At 46.6% G+C, this 17,404-nt stretch carries 18 protein-coding genes; 11 read left to right on the forward strand and 7 right to left on the reverse strand.

The window, feature by feature from the left end; genetic code table 11:
• Positions 1-257 precede the first annotated feature (257 nt).
• The 6 genes from HNR50_RS11780 to HNR50_RS11805 all read left to right on the forward strand — a co-directional run bounded on the left by HNR50_RS11780 (position 258) and on the right by HNR50_RS11805 (position 5,088).
• Positions 258-782, forward strand: coding sequence for a 2-oxoacid:acceptor oxidoreductase family protein (locus HNR50_RS11780; RefSeq protein WP_221439865.1), 525 nt, complete (start codon positions 258-260; stop codon positions 780-782).
• On the forward strand, positions 769-1,074 hold the full coding sequence (locus tag HNR50_RS11785) for a 4Fe-4S binding protein (RefSeq protein WP_221439866.1): 306 nt from the start codon (positions 769-771) through the stop codon (positions 1,072-1,074). Before HNR50_RS11780 ends, HNR50_RS11785 begins: the two co-directional genes overlap by 14 nt.
• Entirely contained in the window at positions 1,071-2,243 is a 1,173-nt protein-coding gene (locus HNR50_RS11790) for a transketolase C-terminal domain-containing protein (protein ID WP_184746974.1), read from the forward strand. The genes HNR50_RS11785 and HNR50_RS11790 overlap by 4 nt, the downstream gene beginning before the upstream one ends.
• The gene (locus HNR50_RS11795; RefSeq protein WP_184746975.1) at positions 2,240-3,133 is read left to right on the forward strand and encodes a thiamine pyrophosphate-dependent enzyme; all 894 of its coding nucleotides are present in this window, start codon (positions 2,240-2,242) and stop codon (positions 3,131-3,133) included. The genes HNR50_RS11790 and HNR50_RS11795 overlap by 4 nt, the downstream gene beginning before the upstream one ends.
• A 61-nt stretch (positions 3,134-3,194) precedes the next feature.
• Complete coding sequence (locus tag HNR50_RS11800; RefSeq protein WP_184746976.1) at positions 3,195-3,842, forward strand: GntR family transcriptional regulator; 648 nt, start codon at positions 3,195-3,197, stop codon at positions 3,840-3,842.
• A 64-nt stretch (positions 3,843-3,906) separates the two neighbouring features.
• A complete protein-coding gene (locus HNR50_RS11805) occupies positions 3,907-5,088 on the forward strand; it encodes an aminotransferase-like domain-containing protein (protein WP_184746977.1) in 1,182 nt (393 codons plus the stop codon).
• A 105-nt stretch (positions 5,089-5,193) separates the two neighbouring features.
• On the opposite strand, the gene pcp is transcribed toward HNR50_RS11805, so the two are convergent.
• The 7 genes from pcp to HNR50_RS11840 all read right to left on the reverse strand — a co-directional run bounded on the left by pcp (position 5,194) and on the right by HNR50_RS11840 (position 12,241).
• Entirely contained in the window at positions 5,194-5,835 is a 642-nt protein-coding gene (pcp, locus tag HNR50_RS11810; protein ID WP_184746978.1) for a pyroglutamyl-peptidase I, read from the reverse strand.
• An 86-nt stretch (positions 5,836-5,921) separates the two neighbouring features.
• Entirely contained in the window at positions 5,922-6,950 is a 1,029-nt protein-coding gene (locus tag HNR50_RS11815) for a sugar kinase (RefSeq protein WP_184746979.1), read from the reverse strand.
• Positions 6,947-7,600: a bifunctional 4-hydroxy-2-oxoglutarate aldolase/2-dehydro-3-deoxy-phosphogluconate aldolase gene (locus HNR50_RS11820; protein ID WP_184746980.1), complete on the reverse strand. Its 654-nt coding sequence runs from the start codon at positions 7,598-7,600 to the stop codon at positions 6,947-6,949. The genes HNR50_RS11815 and HNR50_RS11820 overlap by 4 nt, the downstream gene beginning before the upstream one ends.
• On the reverse strand, positions 7,593-8,378 hold the full coding sequence (locus HNR50_RS11825) for an IclR family transcriptional regulator (protein ID WP_184746981.1): 786 nt from the start codon (positions 8,376-8,378) through the stop codon (positions 7,593-7,595). Before HNR50_RS11825 ends, HNR50_RS11820 begins: the two co-directional genes overlap by 8 nt.
• 127 nt (positions 8,379-8,505) lie before the next feature.
• A complete protein-coding gene (locus HNR50_RS11830) occupies positions 8,506-9,873 on the reverse strand; it encodes a POTRA domain-containing protein (RefSeq protein ID WP_184746982.1) in 1,368 nt (455 codons plus the stop codon).
• A gap of 87 nt (positions 9,874-9,960) precedes the next feature.
• Entirely contained in the window at positions 9,961-10,902 is a 942-nt protein-coding gene (locus HNR50_RS11835) for an aldose 1-epimerase (RefSeq protein ID WP_184746983.1), read from the reverse strand.
• Positions 10,903-10,951: 49 nt separating this feature from the next.
• Positions 10,952-12,241, reverse strand: coding sequence for a BamA/TamA family outer membrane protein (locus HNR50_RS11840; RefSeq protein ID WP_184746984.1), 1,290 nt, complete (start codon positions 12,239-12,241; stop codon positions 10,952-10,954).
• A 200-nt stretch (positions 12,242-12,441) separates the two neighbouring features.
• On the opposite strand from HNR50_RS11840, the gene HNR50_RS11845 reads away from it, so the two are divergent.
• The 5 genes from HNR50_RS11845 (at position 12,442) to HNR50_RS11865 (ending at position 17,388) form a co-directional block, all read left to right on the forward strand.
• Complete coding sequence (locus tag HNR50_RS11845) at positions 12,442-13,626, forward strand: M20 metallopeptidase family protein (protein ID WP_184746985.1); 1,185 nt, start codon at positions 12,442-12,444, stop codon at positions 13,624-13,626.
• A gap of 33 nt (positions 13,627-13,659) precedes the next feature.
• Positions 13,660-14,406: a lysophospholipid acyltransferase family protein gene (locus tag HNR50_RS11850; protein ID WP_184746986.1), complete on the forward strand. Its 747-nt coding sequence runs from the start codon at positions 13,660-13,662 to the stop codon at positions 14,404-14,406.
• 299 nt (positions 14,407-14,705) lie between these two features.
• On the forward strand, positions 14,706-16,571 hold the full coding sequence (gene abc-f / locus HNR50_RS11855; protein WP_184746987.1) for a ribosomal protection-like ABC-F family protein: 1,866 nt from the start codon (positions 14,706-14,708) through the stop codon (positions 16,569-16,571).
• Between the two features lie 237 nt (positions 16,572-16,808).
• On the forward strand, positions 16,809-17,087 hold the full coding sequence (locus tag HNR50_RS11860; protein ID WP_184746988.1) for a type II toxin-antitoxin system Phd/YefM family antitoxin: 279 nt from the start codon (positions 16,809-16,811) through the stop codon (positions 17,085-17,087).
• On the forward strand, positions 17,077-17,388 hold the full coding sequence (locus tag HNR50_RS11865) for a type II toxin-antitoxin system RelE/ParE family toxin (protein ID WP_184746989.1): 312 nt from the start codon (positions 17,077-17,079) through the stop codon (positions 17,386-17,388). Before HNR50_RS11860 ends, HNR50_RS11865 begins: the two co-directional genes overlap by 11 nt.
• Positions 17,389-17,404 lie beyond the last annotated feature (16 nt).

A 17,404-nucleotide genomic window follows, 5' to 3' on the forward strand; every position in this document is an offset into this window, starting at 1 on the left:
ACTCCCTACCGGCTTTATCTTTCAAAGTTACTTTGCTTTACAAAGTAACTTCTAATTACAAAGTAAGCCAGATTAAAATGATTGTCAAGATATATATAATTATTTACCGAAGCATAAGCTTAAATGGCGATCCGTTGCTTTTCCTCTGACATGACTGATCTCATCGAAAAACTTGACAGTTATGATTTTCGCTTATAAAATCACTAATATACATGTGATATATTAGATGAATATCAATTTAAAAAGGAAGAAAAAATATGCTGAAAGAGATACGCTGGCACGGTCGCGGCGGTCAGGGAAGCTTCACAGGAGCCAAGCTCCTGGGAACAGCGGCATCGCTTCATGACGATCGGTTCGCCCAGGCTTTTCCTTCATTCGGTCCCGAAAGACGGGGCGCTCCCGTACTGGGTTTCAACAGGATAAGCGACAGACCTATTACCGATAGAAGCGAAATCGGCTTGTGCGATTTTATTATTTTTCTTGATGACACGTTGTGGAGCGACCGGTACTTCGGCGATTTGAAGAAAGATGCCCTGATCCTGATCAACACAGCAGATAAGAACCTTTCCGATGCGAGGATCCGGACCATTGACGCCACAGGCCTGGCTTTGGAAATACTGGGATTGCCCATAGCCAATACAGCCATGCTGGGAGCTCTGGCGGCTCTGTCACGGGAAACGGTTTCCTACAACGCCCTTGTGGAAGCTCTCAAATCTTCCCTGAAAACCTCTGTGCTTGAAAAAAACCTTATTCTTCTGGAGAAAGCCTATGAGAGATTTTAAGATGAGCCCCCGTCCCCAATGGAACAGCTTATCCGATGTCCCCATGGGCTCCAGCTGCTCCTCCTTCCATATATGCGATGCAAATGCCGCCTGGAGAGTTTTCCGACCCGTCATGGATTATTCCCTCTGCATTGGCTGCCATCAATGCTATCTGCTCTGCCCCGACGGAGCCATTCACAAAGAAGACGCGAAAGTTTTCCATATCGATTATGACTTCTGCAAAGGCTGCGGTATCTGCGCTCACCAATGCAAACCCGGAGCCATATCCATGGTAAAGGAGGACCAGGCATGAGCGAATTCGCATTTCTGAACGGAAACGAAGCGGTCGCCTGGGGCGTCCGCCTGTCGCGGCCCCATGTCATAGCCGCCTACCCCATCACTCCTCAGACGAAAGCAGTTGAAAAACTGTCGTCCTTTGTACAGAACGGGGAAATGGACTGCAAATACCTCCATGTGGAATCGGAACACAGCGCCATGGCCTGTTCCATCGGCTCAAGTTCCGTTGGTGCCCGGACCTTTACGGCTACATCCTCCCAGGGGCTGCTCTATATGTCGGAAGGACTGCCCTACGCCTCGGGAGCCCGGCTTCCCATCGTCATGATGAACGCCAACCGGTCCATAGCCACACCCTGGAATATTTACGGGGATCAGATGGACGCCATGCACGTGATCAATTCAGGCTGGGTCCAGCTCTTTGTGGAGGACGCCCAGGAAGCCCTTGATATGGTTATCCAGAGCTTCAAGCTGGCGGAGAACCACGACATCCTGACGCCGGTTATGATCAATGTGGACGGTTTTGTGCTGACACATACCTATGAAAAAGTGGATATACCCGGACAGGAATTGGTGGACAGCTTTCTTCCAGCCATTGAAAAAGCTCCCCATCTGATGAACGATCAGGATCCCATGAGCCTGTGTATTTCCGCGGGAAACCAGCACTACATGGAGTTCAAGATCAAACAGCACAGGGATATGTTCAAAGTGTTCGAACAGCTGGAAAGAATCGATCGGGATTTTGAAAAATCCTTCGGCCGGAGCCACGGAGGCGCTGCTGATGGATACAGGAACGAAGATGCTGATGTGATTCTGGTCACAACCGGGTCTGTGACCGGAACGGCACGGGTTGTCGTGGACTCTCTGCGGGAAAAGGGAATTAAAGCGGGACTGGTGAAACTCAGACTGCTGAGGCCCTTCCCTTCCGATGATCTGTACGAACTGATCGGGAAAGCAAGTGCGGTCGGTATTCTGGACAAGAATATCTCCTTCGGATTCGAAGGAACGGTTTATACCAATGTCAATTCCTCTCTTCTGCAGAAAGGCTACAGGGGACGGACCTTCAATTTCATTGCCGGACTCGGCGGAAGGGATATTACGAAAGAGAATATCGAAGAGATGTTTTCCGCTCTTCTCGAACAGAAAGGGGAAACGGTTCAGTATTTCAATATGGGGTGCGCCTTATGATAAAAAAACTCAACGCCCGGAACATCGATGCAAAGGAATGTTTCTACGGACACAAAGCCTGCGGCGGTTGCGGCGAGAGCCTGGCTCTCAGACTGGCCCTGAAAGTACTGGGAGAGGAAGCGTACCTGTCACTCCCTGCGGGATGTATGGCCGCTGTTTCCTTTATCTATCCCAATATGGCCTTTAAGAATAATGCCGTTATTACGCCTTTCGCTTCTACAGCCGCTGTGGCGACGGGGATTGCGGCGGGCCTGGAAGCGCTCGGAAAAGAAGCGCCCCTCTCCGTGGGATTCGCCGGTGACGGTGGAACCGCCGATATAGGGATCCAGTCCCTTTCCGGAGCGATCGACAGAGGAGAAAAGTTCATCTACATCTGTACGGATAATGAAGCTTATATGAACACTGGTATCCAGAAGAGCGGTCTGACTCCCTTCGGAGCGGCGACGACAACCACTCCAGCGGGCAAGGCCATTCACGGCTGTGTTACCGAAAAGAAAAACATGTTTGAAATAGCAGCAGCCCACGGAATCACCTACGCGGCCACAGCGAGCATCGGTTACCCCGAGGATTTTCTGAATAAAGTGCAGAAGGCCAAGGAATGCGACGGCCCCGCCTATATCCACATCTACACCCCCTGCCCTACCGGCTGGGGGCACGGATCGAAGATCACCGTCGATCTGGCTAAGGAAGTTGTGGATACGGGGCTCTGGTTTCTCGCAGAATATGAAGACGGCGAATTCCGTCTTAACAGAAAACCCGGAGATTTCAAACCTGTAGCCGACCATCTGAAGAGACAGGCCCGGTTCCGCCACTTATCCGATGAAGAAATCAGTCAGATTGAAGTGATGCGCGACCGGAAATGGGAAAAAATGTTGAAAAACTGGGGTTGAACCAAGGTAATATATCAGCAGTATACTTACAATTATTTGTATACGAGATCAGGAGAACCTATTGAAACCGTCCAACACCTACATATTTGAGACTCTGAAAAAAAGAATAATCAATCTTGAAATGAAGCCCGGTGATGCGGTTCAGGAAAAAGAGCTGATTGAGGAATTCGGTGTGAGCCGGACACCCGTAAGGGAAGCCCTGATAAAACTTGGCCAGATCGGTCTGGTGGAAACACGCCCCCGTGTGGGAACTTTTGTCACTCAGATCGATCTGAAGTCAGTTCAGAACGCCTATGAGGTTAAAAAGAATCTGGAGGGACTGGCTGCGGAACTGGCTGCGCGGAGGGCAAAGGATGATCAGATAAAAGAGTTATTTGTCATCATTGAACGATTTTCCGGCTACGATATCGTCCGCGATTACAAACTCTGTATCAATGACGATCAGCGGTTCCATCAGATCGTCCGCCAGGCTTCAGGCAACGAGATGCTTATCGAAATACTCGACCAGCTGAACACCAAAACAGCGCGGTTTCTTCAGTCGATCGAGTACGTTATAGATGATTTTGACTGGTTCTACGAGACTCTGAAAAACATGGCCCACGCCATAGAAGCCAGAGACTCCGAACAGGCGAGGAAAACAACAGAAGAGCACACTCTGAAATTCGTCAATCAGATGTCGCGGCGCTTCTTCGGTTATATGATGCCCTGATGAAACGGGCAGAACTGCCATAGCGAAACGTTGAGCTATGAACCTTGAAAAGGAGGATTTAAAAATGTTTTCAAAAAGAGTGGATGGTGTCAAAGCATCGGAAATCAGGGAAATTCTTAAACTGGCCGCCAGAAATGATATAATTTCTTTCGCCGGCGGGTTACCGGCACCGGAACTGTTTCCCGTGGAAAAGATGAAAGAAGTCTCCCGATATGTACTGGACAATATGGGAGAAGAAGCCCTTCAGTACAGTCCGACAGAAGGTTATGTGCCACTTAGGGATTTTATTGCCGGAAGAATGGCCAAAACAGGATACCCGACAAACCGCGATGAAATCCTTATCATCAGCGGATCTCAGCAGGGGCTCGATTTTGCTGGAAAGATATTTCTTAATCCGGGAGACACGGTTCTCTGCGAAAGTCCGACGTATCTGGGAGCTGTAAATGCTTTCCGTGCCTATGAGGGAAATTTCCGGGAAGTGGATACAGATGATGAAGGGATGATTCCCGAAGATCTTGAAAAAGCTCTTAAAGAGACAGACAATGTCAAGTTCATATATGTTATTCCCGATTTTCAGAATCCCTCCGGGAGGACGTGGTCACTGGAACGTCGAAAAGCTCTCATAGAGTTGGCCGGCAAATACAGAATCCCCGTTGTTGAAGATAATCCCTATGGTGAACTCATCTTCGAAGGAGAAAGACAGCCCTCCATCAAGTCTCTGGATACAGAGGGTCTCGTCATGTTTCTGGGCACCTTTTCAAAGACCTTTGCACCGGGGCTCAGAATCGGGTGGATCTGCGCTTCACCGGAAATTCTCTCCAAATGCATTATGGTGAAACAGAGCTCAGATGTGCAGAGCAGCTCTATCAGCCAGAGAGAAATCGCCGTTTTCATGGAAAAATACGACTTTGAAGAACATGTGGAAACCATAAAAAAGACCTATAAGAAAAGAAGAGATCTTATGATGGAAAGCATAGAAAAATACTTTCCCGAAGAAGCGAAATGGACCTATCCTTCAGGTGGCCTGTTTACATGGGTTGTCGTTCCCGAATCGATCGATACGAAAGAGCTGATGGAGAGAACCCTGGAAGAAACGAAAGTGGCCTATGTACCGGGCGCATCTTTTTTTCCGAACGGTGGTGTACACAACACTCTGAGATTGAATTTCTCCAATATGCCGGAAGATAAAATAGTTGAAGGGATCAGGAGACTGGGCGATCTTCTGAAAAAAGAAATCGCCCTGTAACCTTTTTATGTCAGGTATTTGACTTCCCAACCGCTCTCCCGCAATTCCATGGAGAGCGGTTTCATTTCGATCTGCAGGCAGTCGGTAAACGGCATGTTAATAAAATCAGCAGATCCTGCCCATGGGAACATTCAGATCCGGTTTTCCCGCTATAACTGCTTCCACCATGGCCAGCAGCCCTGTTCTCATCGATTCAAAACTCATGGAAGGAACATCGCCCTTTCCCGCAGCCTGATCCGGCAGGAAAGGCACATGGATAAATCCACCCTTAATTTTGGAATCTCCCGTATTTATCCTGTGAAGAATCCGGTACATGATATGGTTGCAAACAAAAGTGCCGGCTGAAAAGGACAGGGAAGCGGGAATCCCGGCTTCGATAGAAGCCCGAACCATTGCTTTAACCGGCAGGTTGGAAAAATAACCGTCGGGACCATCCTCGGTAATCGGCGAATCAACTGGTTGCCGTCCCCTGTTATCGGGGATTCTGCCGTCATCCAGATTTATCGCTACCCTCTCTACAGATAGTCCCGAACGTCCCCCGGCCTGCCCTACAGCCAGAACAATGTCGGGATTCTCTCTATCCCAGAGGGAATTCAAATTGTGGAATGATTCGCCGAAAGCTGTGGGAAGCTGTGTCTTGACCAGAATATGGCCTTTCAACGAATCGGGAAGCGACCGCACGACTTCCCAGGAGGGGTTGATTTCTTCCCCTCCGAATGGATCGAATCCCGATAATAAAACTTTCATTACCACAGTATATATCCAACGGACGGAACTGTTTATTATTTTTTTCCAGAGGGCTGTCTCATCCGGGACGGGACAGCCTTTCTTTACTACCGCTGGACCCTGCCGGAGCCGTCACCCTTCAGCAGATTCAGGACTTCCGCTTCCGAGACCAGCGCCACATCTCCGGGAATGGAGTGTTTGAGACAGGACGTCGCCACGGCAAACCTGAGAGCTTCCTCATGATATTCGTAAGAAGTCAGTCCGTAAATAAGTCCCGCTGCGAAGGAATCCCCTCCCCCGACACGATCGATGATATTTTTTATCTCGTATTTCTGAGACACGACAAAGTCTTTTCTGTCGTTGAGCACGGCAGACCAGCTGTTGTGATCGGCCGAATGGCTCTCTCTCATTGTGATGGCGATCATTTTCATTTCCGGAAACTTATCGAGCACTTTCTTCGAGATATCTTCGTAGCGGTCCAGACCCAGATCGGCTTTGCTGACATCGGCGTCGGACTCGATTCCCAGAGATTTCTGGCAATCCTCTTCATTGGCGATGGCGACATCGACGAATTTAACCAGCTCGTTCATAACTTCGGGAGCCCTTTTTCCGTATTTCCAGAGCTTCTTTCTGTAATTGAGGTCGCAGGATACGGTTAGACCTCTTTTTTTCGCTTCTTCCACGGCGCGCATGGACAAAGCGGCGGAGGATTCCGATAGAGCGGGAGTGATTCCCGTAATATGAAACCACGATGCTCCGGCGAATACGCCATCCCAGTCAAAATCTTCCGGACCGGCTTCGGCGATGGAAGAACCGGCTCTGTCGTAGACGACATTGGACGGTCTCTGGTTGGCGCCGGTTTCCAGATAATAGACGCCGAGTCGCTCTCCCTGAAAAACGATCTGAGAGGTATCAACGCCCCGCGCTCTGACAGTGTCCCGGGCGCTTCTCCCCAGCGGATTATCAGGAAGAGCCGTGACAAAGGAAGCCTCTTTGCCCAGAAGTGCCAGAGCGGAAGCGACATTGGACTCCCCACCTCCGAAAGTGGCTTCCAGCAGAGGACTCTGAAAAAATCTCTCATTTCCCGGCGATTTTAATCTGAGCATGATTTCGCCCAGGGTAACTATTTTACTCATTTGCTTCTCCATGTTTTAACCAGACCGACCGCTTCGACGCTCAGTTTCTCTATTTCATCAAACTTACCGCTGTTTATCAGATCTCCCTTAACCATCCAGGAACCACCGCAGGCCGCGACATAGGGAGACTCGAGGTAACTGATCAGATTAGAGGCGTTGATCCCCCCGGTAGCCATAAATTTCACTTTACCGTAGGGAGCGCTCATGGCGTTTATCATTTTGATGCCGCCCGAGGCTTCGGCAGGGAAAAACTTGAGAACGTCAAGCCCTCTTTCCAGAGCCGCCTCAATTCCCGATGGATTGTTGACTCCGGGATAGACTGGGATTCCCCTGTCGACACAGTAATCGACGATGCGGGGATTAAATCCGGGGCTGACAATAAAACGGGCGCCCGAATCGACAGCTGATTTCACCTGATCGATGGTCAGGACCGTCCCGGCCCCTGTTAAAACACCGGGAAACTTTTCGCTGATAATTTCGATGGAACGGGCGGCTGCATCGGTCCGGAACGTCACTTCGGCGGCGGGCAGTCCGGCTTTTTCAAGAGCTTCCGCCAGCGGAGAGGCATGCTCGGGGTTATCCAGTTTAATTACCGGAATTATGGCGATCTCCGCCAGTCTGGCTGCAATGTCTCGATACTCATTATTCATATACTTTTCCTCTTTCATATCCCATGGAACGGGAAATCATATCCGTACAGGCTTTAAGCCTCGATTTATAGTTTTCCGATTTGCTCTCAAAATCTCCGAAAAAGGGAATGCTGACCGCACCGGCCGTTTCTCCCAGTGAATTGAAGACCGGCATGGCGATGGCGTAAATGCCTTCCGATTCCTCCTGATGGTCATAGGCGATTTTTTCGACAGCGATGCGGTCGATGACCTCTTCCAGTTTAGCCTTGTCCGCGATCGTATAGGGCGAATAGGACTTCAATACAATAGAAGGCAGTACATTCTGGCGGTAAAGTCTCCCCTCTTCTGTCAGAGCGAGGAGCAGCTTGCCCGCCGCGCCGATATAGGGCGGATAGACCGTACCGGAATCAAGAGTGATTCTCACGGCTTTACGGCTCTCAAAACTGCACAGCGGATAGACAGTATCTCCCCTCATAATGCTCAATTTCACCATTTCATCTATTTCCCGGGCGAGTTCCTTCATATGGGGAGCCGCGAGCGCTGCGACATCAAGCCTTTGATTGACGATATTCCCCAGAGTCAGAAGCTTGGCGCCTAGATTGTACAACCCCGTCAGATGGTCCTGTTCCAGGTAACCCTGTCCTGTCAGCCGGTTGATCATTCTGGAAACGGTTGCTTTGGGAAGCTGGAGTTCCGAAGCGATAACAGACTGGCTCAACCCCTCGGGAGTCCGGGTCAGCAGATCGAAAATAAGATCCATTTTATCGAGAGCCGGAACGGCGCTGTTTTGTTTTTCCATAGCTTATTATGAAAGGGAAAGGATAAAACTGTCAATGTGTTTCATATATTGTTTTGCATTTCATATTTGAAACTAAGGTCAGTGCAAAAAAAAGGCCGGTATTTCCACCAGCCGCATTACTTTACAATTAGATTTTTATTCCCCAGAAATCCTGTCCCGTTTCGGGAAGGGCCCATTGAATATCTATATAGAAATAGAGCCAGGGAATGTTCGGTATGCGGAATCTCAGCCCCGTACCGACAGCCATTTTAGGTGCTGTACTGAAAAGATCAGCTGAATCAATGCCCGCTCTTGCAAGATCAAACCAGGCTACATGCTCCAAAGCGAACCAGTCAACGTTCACATAGGTTACATGAGCCTGGGCTGTCAATGAATAGAATGTAGAACCGTTTATTGTCAAGCCGGGAACTGATCTGTCTCTGGTATTATGAATCGGAATTCTGTAATTATTTTCAAGATTACTTACGCCGTAATTTAAATAACCGGCAAATTCCAACCAATTGAAGGCAAGCCAATGCGCTTCCGCGCCTATAGAGAAATCATGAATAAGGGGTTCAAACGAATTATCTCCCGCTGTTTTTATATCCATTGAATAATCGGCAAAAACTTTCCATCCGTTTTTCTGGAAATAGGAATTTTTAGTCCGGACCTCTCCGTATGTGATGCCTGAGCTCCAATACAAATAGGAATTCGCTCCCATAATTCCATCAAAGCCGACATCGACCAACCCCGTATCTCCGATTTCACTGGAATACCAACCGAATTCAAAGCGGGGATTCCATAATTTATCCCAGTCGGATTTGAATATTGTGTGAAGATCCCATTTACTATCGGAGTACCCGGATAACTTTACGCCATCTTCAGCATCATAGATAACATCGAGGCTTTTCGAGAAGTAAAACCGCCAGAGCCAATCATTAAACCAACGAGTAGGCAGAGAGAAATCTGTTTTAATCTCATGCTCCGCGTTCCCGTCCAAACCGATATTTACAACCTGGCCGAATGTGAACCCGTTAAGCAATGTATCGGGAAGTCCTACCGATCCCCGAATCCTTCGCTTTATGAAATCGTACTGTGAATATTGTTTTTCCTGCTCATAAGCCAAACTCAGATCAACATTGAAACCGAGGAAATTTTCATCAGCCGCTCCCAGCTTGATAGTGCTGGATGAACCGTCAATTGCGACAAGAGGCATAATCAGAAATTGATCCCTGGCCAGTACATGTAAAGTCGTTGTGCCGTCCTCTTCTTCATCCCAGGTGAACTCAACTTTAGAAAAGAGATTTAATCTGTAGAGCTCCTTTTCAGCTTTTTCCAAATCTTCCTGAGTAACAGAATCGCCTTCTTTGAATCCCAGCTTACTCAGGATAATAAAATCTCTGGTCATCCATGTGCCGTCAATAACTATTTTGTCAGCGACCTTCCCTTCTCCTTCCGCCCATAGGGACAGTGCCATTGTTATGAGGAGAATCAGGCATAATATATTTCTTTTCATCTTTTTTCCTCTAACTCCTTTTAAAGAGTGACTACTCGCTCATATATTAAAACAGTTTTCTCTATATGTGAAGAATTATTTTAATTGTCACTTCAATCTTAAAACGACACGACCGCTTTTTGTTTCTCCCGGAGCCAGCACCAGTCTTCCCAGATTTTCAATGTTAAAAGAATTGGTTGCGCCGGTAATCGGTTCGATTGCAATAGAATCGCGTTCGGGAGGGATATACAATTGGACAAAAGGAAATAAAGAAGTATCAAACTCCAGAATCAGCTGCTCCATTCCATTGGATAAAGAGATGGTTCCGTCCACTGAATTGGAAAAAGCGATATCCAGTTCTGAATCATTAATCGCGGCAGGAACAGTAAAATCCAGAGATGTTCCCGAAACGGATTTAATTTCGCCGGTGGGAATAAGCTGCTCATCGACAGCGACATACTTACCTCCCCCGCAAGTTAATATCCAATCATCTACTTTGTCCCCCAGTTTAAAATAAGGATGCCAGCCGAGAGCAACCGGCAATCTCTGAATTCCTGTATTTTTAATGTGATATGCCGTTTCGAATCCTTTTTCAGATAGGCGATAAGTGACATTAAGGTTTATTGAGAAGGGATATCCGGACCAATCTTCATCTGAAATAGAGAAGGAATAGGTTAACTCGGCATAATCGCTTTGAATGAGACAATGAATTTCATCAAAGAATTTATCATAAACAAGACCGTGGATCGAAGAATTATCGGACACTTCATTAATGGGAAGAAAAAAAACGGAATTATTAAAACAATACTTTCCACCGGGAATCCGGTCGTTGAAAGGAAACAGGACTCTTCCCCGATACATGGGGTTGCTTTCAAGCTCCCCGGGAGAATCATATCTCAGGATGTCCTTGACCTCTCCCTTGCCCGTTTTCAGCGCAAGACGGTATATCATTGCTCCCAATTGAGGAATTATATCAACAAATGACCCCTTATCGTTATCGAGTCGCACGACTTTGTATTTTCCCGCAGAGTATTCCGATCTTTTAAACATAGAATTTTTTTTACAGGTTCCGATTTGTTTTGTAAAGAGCCGGACTGATTCAGTAAGTCAATCCGATCATAAAATTGAAGTCATGGTAATTGGAAACCGGATCATATCCGTATTTCCCCTTCAAATCAACACTTCCAACCATAAGAAGAACTTCAGCGCCGAAGCCGATTCTGAACTTGTCGTCAAAGGAATTGTATTCTTCCGTATTCAGGGCTATACCCATATCGACAAAGGGATGAAGCTGTATATGTAATGTGTCAATACTCCATATTTCTATAGCGATGGTATTAAGCCAGAAAAAAGCCAGATCGCCGCTCATGGAACTGTTCAGGACCCCTCTGAGCCTTTCGCCCAATTCAGGAACGAAGTTATTTACCGACCAGAAAATTTCAGCAAGGGAATAATAGTTGAAGATTTTAAAAAACGGGAGATAGACTTTGGCATTTAATGAAAAGGCTGGAACGAATTGAAGCCAATCAGTTCCAGCCTTTTCATTCACGATTTTTAAAATAGAAAGAGAGTTTTTCAAAGAAACAGAATATCCCTTCCGAAAAGACTTTACCCAATCGAGCCGGCTGACTGCGAATCTATTTTCAAGAGTAAAGAAAAAGGGGATTTCATCAACGGAGCCGTTATTCTGAACAGTAACACCCTCAAATATATCATGGTAGTTGTACATATAATTAAAACCGAACCCGGGCGAAAGGAAATAAGTCCAATCCCCTCCCAGATGAAATACTGTTGATAATTTCAAAATACTGGAATAGTTGGAATAATGCTGTTGCAGCTGCAGTTCCTCCTGCAGTTCCGGTTTCGTAACTGCAGTCGTGTCAAACATCTGGGAAAAATCAGCATTGAAAACAACAGGACCTAATTTAATGTTCCTTAATTGCGGAGAAATCTCCCACATCTTCAGACGGATAGATTCGCCGAAGGCGAGATTGGCAATCGCATCAAGGGTAAAATCTGACATGGTTCCGAAAAAGTTGTCATACTCTAATCCCAAACCGGCAGACCATCCATTCGTTCCCACATCGGAATTAGGTAGCATGTAAGGTTTCGGAAGTATGGTCCAACCATCTTCAAGAATAAAAGTAATATGGTAATAATTCTGATTTTCCGTTTCCTCGATAACATATTCCACTGACTTGTAATATCGGGTATTCAGCAATATGACTTTTTGCTTTTCAAGAGTCTCTTCCATATCTTCGTAAGATGGAAAGATATCACCCTCGTTAAGATCAATATAAGCCCGGAGAGAAACTTCATTGGTTTTTTGCTTTTCCAGGAATCGGAATGAAATTTCTTCAATTCCAACCGGCTCGGTCTGAGCAGACAAACAAACTGTAACCCAGAATAAAACAAGCAGAATTAAATATGTACGGTTCATCATCTTGTCCACTAATACCATACCATTGATTCATAAATAGATCGATATAATATATTATTTTACACAGACTGTAAAAGAGATAAGAAACAGTTTTATGAAATTATTATTTCTTTTGTAAAGTCTCCCCTTCTCCTGTATAGTGAATGATTATGAACGATTTCTACAGCATCATGGATGACGAACTGAACAACCTTATCCCCGGGATCAAAGAGCTCAGAAAAGAACTGCACCGCTATCCCGAAATAGCCTGGAGTGAAAAAGAGACGAGGCGGCGGCTTGTCGAGTTTCTCAGCGAATGCGGCATGACCCCTTTTGAAAGCTTTCTGGGAACCGATCTGGTCTATCAGATTAACGGCGAAAAAGACGGGAAGGCACTGCTTCTCAGGTCGGATATGGATGCGCTGAAGCAGAAGGAAAAGGGAAACATCCCATGGAAATCACTCAATGAAGGAGCCGCCCATAATTGTGGACACGACGGACATATGAGCATGCTCTGCGGCGCGGCCCTGCTGATAAACAGAATGGTTAAGAGAGGATATAAACTCCCCCGTCCGGTTCGTTTTGTCTTTCAGCCCGCAGAAGAAATAGAATGCGGGGGATCCGATCTGGTCGATGCGGGAGTCCTGGACGATGTGGGCGAAGTTCTTGCCATTCACGGCTGGCCGGCACTACCGAAAGGGGAAATTTTCTCAAAATCCGGACCCTTCTTCGCCGCTGCCGCGACCTTTGTGACAAAGATAAAAGGGATAGCCACTCACGGGGCACTTCCCATGAACGGATTGAGCCCCTTCCCTTCCGCCGCGAGGATGATCGACGAAATCGAATTGATAGCGGAGCGGTACAGCGGAAGGGCTGTCGTTTCCTCATGCATGATCAACGGCGGTTCCAGCGAAAACATCATTCCCGGAGAGATAGAAATCCGGGGGACTATCCGCTACTACCACAGGGATCATTTCAGCGAGATTCAGGCTCTTTTCGAGAGGGCCGGGCATACCGTTGCAGACCAGACAGCATGCGGAATCAGCACGGAATACATCTCTAAATATAAAATTCCTCTCTATAACAGCGAAGCATTTCTGGATAAACTCTCATCAACTCTGAAAGATGCCAACAGCCAATATAGTGATATTCCCGGCGGTATCAGTTCAACCGAGGCGAAAACGGTTTCGGAAGACTTTTCATTTTATACGGACAAACGCCCCGGCGCGCTGGTTTTGCTGGGACTGGGAGACGATGTCCCTCCTCTCCATGCCCAGAACTTCGACTTTCCCGACGATGTCCTCAGCAAAGGGGTGCTCCTCTTTACCGAAGCAGCTTTTCATTTGCGCTCTTGATACAAAAAGCGGTTTCAATTTATATTTATTTCCATGAAATCTCTATTAACATTTATTCTGACAATTTACGAAGTAACCCTCTTTGTTGCAGTGTGTGTCGTATTTTATCCCATAGCTCTGCTGATCTTTATCTTTACCGCACCCTTTGATAAAAGAAGAACGCTTCTTCACAAGTTCTCCTGTGTCTGGGGCAGCATATACATATGGCTCCAGCCCTTCTGGAAAGTGACCTGGGAAGGAAAGGAAAATATAAAAAAGGATCAGGCTTATGTCTTCGTTTCCAATCACCAGTCTCTTCTCGACATCATCGTTCTCTACGGGATGTTCAAACACTTCAAATGGGTTGCTAAAAACTCCCTGCTGAGAGTACCGTTCGTGGGATGGAATATGGCTCTGAACGACTATATCATCATCAAAAGAAACGATGCGAAAAGCCAGATCGATATGATGAAAAAATCGGAAAAAATGTTGCGCGAAGGCAATTCGGTTATGATCTTCGCGGAAGGGACGCGGTCTATCGACGGCAATCTCGGCACATTCAAGCGCGGCGCTTTCATTATGGCGGAAAAGGCCGAAGTCCCGGTCATTCCCATAGCCCTGGATAATATGTATAAGGCTGTAAAGGGAAAAAGCCTCTGGATAAATAAGGTCACGGATATGAAAGTGAAAGTCTTTCCTCCTCTTAATCCCAAAGATTTTAAGAACACCAAGGAAATTACGGCAAAAGTACAGGAAATCATCAGCGGCCAGCTCGATGAATGGCGTTCTGCAGAAAAATAAAAGTAGAGGAGCGGAGGAGGACTGTTTACTGATAATTGTTTTTTCCCAAGACAGTTTTCAGCTACTGTGATAATTTAATAAGGTATCGGCCCGTTTTCGGCAGATACCTTTTTTTTGAAGTCTAAGGGAGGAGCAAAATGCCATATATGATCAGACGGACTGCAGGATACTCACTCTGGCTGGTCGGTGCAAGCACCTGCTCGCCCATGCCGCCGCAGGAGCTTCAGTCCCTAGGTTAAATCCCAATCTATAACCTGACCCTCTGAAGCTCAGAACGGAACTAAAGAGGAGTCTCTGTAATGATCAATATAATCAATCTGTCAAAATACTACGGCACAGAAACCGTATTTGACAATATCTCTCTAAAAATCAATCCCAACGAAAAAACAGGTCTCGTCGGGCCGAACGGATGCGGAAAAACAACTCTCATAAAAATGATAACCGGCGGGGAAGAACCGTCCCGCGGCAATATAATCGTGGATAAAAACGTCCGGATCGGATATGTCCCCCAGTATATTGAATTCGACGAAGCTCTGTCGGTCAGGGAAGTTATGATGCTTCCCTATCAGTCGCTGTCCACTGAACTGAGGGAGCTCGAAGACAGGATGTCATCGGCGGAAGAAACGAATCTGGAAAAAATACTGAACCGCTATCAGCAGGTCAGAGATGAATATGATGCCATCGAAGGCGATACAGCGGACCTGAGAGCGGAAAAGATTCTCGATTCCCTCGGCCTTGAAGGGCGGCTCGAACAGCCGGTGGAGACGCTATCGGGAGGAGAGAAAAACGTACTGGCCATGGCTAAAGCGCTTTTGCTCAAACCGGATCTTCTGATATTGGACGAACCGGGGAACCATCTGGATTACAAGGGCCTGGCATGGCTGGAACAGTTTCTCTCCGATTACCGGGAAGCGGTGCTTATCGTCAGCCACAACCGATACCTCCTGGACCGGGTCTGCGAGCGGATAATCGCCGTGGAGGGAAATAAGACAAATGACTTTGCCGGCAATTATTCCTACTACAGGATGAACCGGCTTAAATCTCTGGTCAACCAGCAATCCGACTACGTCGCTAATCAGAAGAAACTGAAGCGCATCGAAGCACTTGTAAAAAAATTCCAGCAGATTGCTACGGCCACCTGCGACCCGGCCTGGGGACAGAGACTTAGAGCCATGAAAAGCCGCTACTCCCAGGAAGAGAAAAATGCCGTGGACAGGCCGGAGGTCTTCGAACAGAAAATAAAGATGGATTTCCAGGCGGATAAAACCAAAGCCGATATAGCCTTGCAGATAAACGGCTATTCAAAAGCATTCGGAGAACTGAAGCTTTTTAATGATGCTTCGGCAGAAATTCACTGCGGAGAAAAGGTGGCTCTGATCGGACCGAACGGCTGCGGGAAAACAACTCTCATACGGGATATCGTAAAGGAGGGGAACTGGGACAGCGATATTCTGCGGGTCGGCCCCAGCCTGACGATCGGCTACTGCTCGCAGCATCAGGAAATATTCAATCCCGAAGAAACAATTGAAGATGAAATCCGCGGCCTCGGACAACTGAGCCGCAGCGATGCCTTTAAAATCGTCGCGCCATTCAATTTTACCTGGGAAGATATGGAGAAAAAAACCGGTTCCCTATCGGGAGGTGAAAAAAACAGGCTGCAAATGGCCAGGCTGATCTATCTGAAAACGAATTTTCTCATTCTCGATGAGCCGACCAACCACCTCGACATACTCTCCAGCGAGGCAGTAGAAGAGGCTCTGGCAGATTTTGAAGGAACACTTCTCGTCGTATCCCACGACAGGTATTTTCTGGAAAAAACTGTAGACCGGATTATCGAAGTCAGAGACGGGAAACTGGTCTCCTTCGACGGGAGCTTTTCCCGATGGTGGGCATCAGCCAATCCGGTCCGGCCGAAGTCGAGCGGGCGGATATCAACCAGAGGATCTGACAGACGGGAAGACCGGAAAAACAGTTCCGATAAAGGAGCTGAAGAGGAATTGAAAGTTCTGGAATCGCGGATCGAAACGATGGAAACCGAAAAAAGTGAGTTGGAAAGTTCTATCAATGACGCCTTCACAAAAGGCGATCACAAGAAAGGACGGGAACTGTCGGTCAAACTGGAGAAGCTGAGCCGGCAGCTCGACGAATTGTGGAATAATTTGTAAAACTCTACACCAGCTTCTTCCGGTCTCTTTTGCCATTGAGAATACATAGAGCAGTTACATTGAACTCCACCTCATCGATTGAAAAAAAATGAGGTGGTACTCTATAATTATTTTGGATATACAACATTTCACCAATATCATCATTGTAATTCACAAATCACCCCCAAACCGAATTCAGACAGAATTCAGTTGTATCAATCACAGCACTGTAATATGCTGTAATTGAGGTGTAAAGAAATGAAGATATCACTGAAAGAAGATATTACTTCGCTTTCCTATTTCAAAGCGAATTTCAATCAAATTCTTGAGAAAATGAATCATAACCATCGCCCGATGATCCTGACACAGAATGGAAAATCCGCCGGTGTTTTTATGGATATTGAAACCTGGGAGACTTTGCTCAAAAAAATACAGGTTTTGAAGATGATTAATGAAGGCGAACGCTCTCTTCAGAAGGGAAATGAAGTATCTCTGGAAGCAGCTGAAGAATCTTTGAAAAAAAAGTATGGTCTATAATATCAAGCTTTCTCCTATCGCAGAATCGGATCTCGATTCAATAGTTTCCTATTACCATACGTTAAATCCATCCACCGCTAAACGATATTTCAGAGAGATTTTTATAAAAATCAGATCATTGAAGGATTTCCCTCTCATTGGACGGATTGTTCCGGAATGCATGGATATTTACTATGACAAATACCGTGAATTGATTTATGAGAATTACAGAATCATTTATCGTATTGAAGCAGATGTAATCTACATTATCCGGATTCTCGATGCCAGGATGGATATGGATTTTACAATTTTCGGATTATAAAGGAACTCCTCACCCG

Source organism: Spirochaeta isovalerica (assembly GCF_014207565.1).
Taxonomy (GTDB): domain Bacteria; phylum Spirochaetota; class Spirochaetia; order DSM-2461; family DSM-2461; genus Spirochaeta_F; species Spirochaeta_F isovalerica.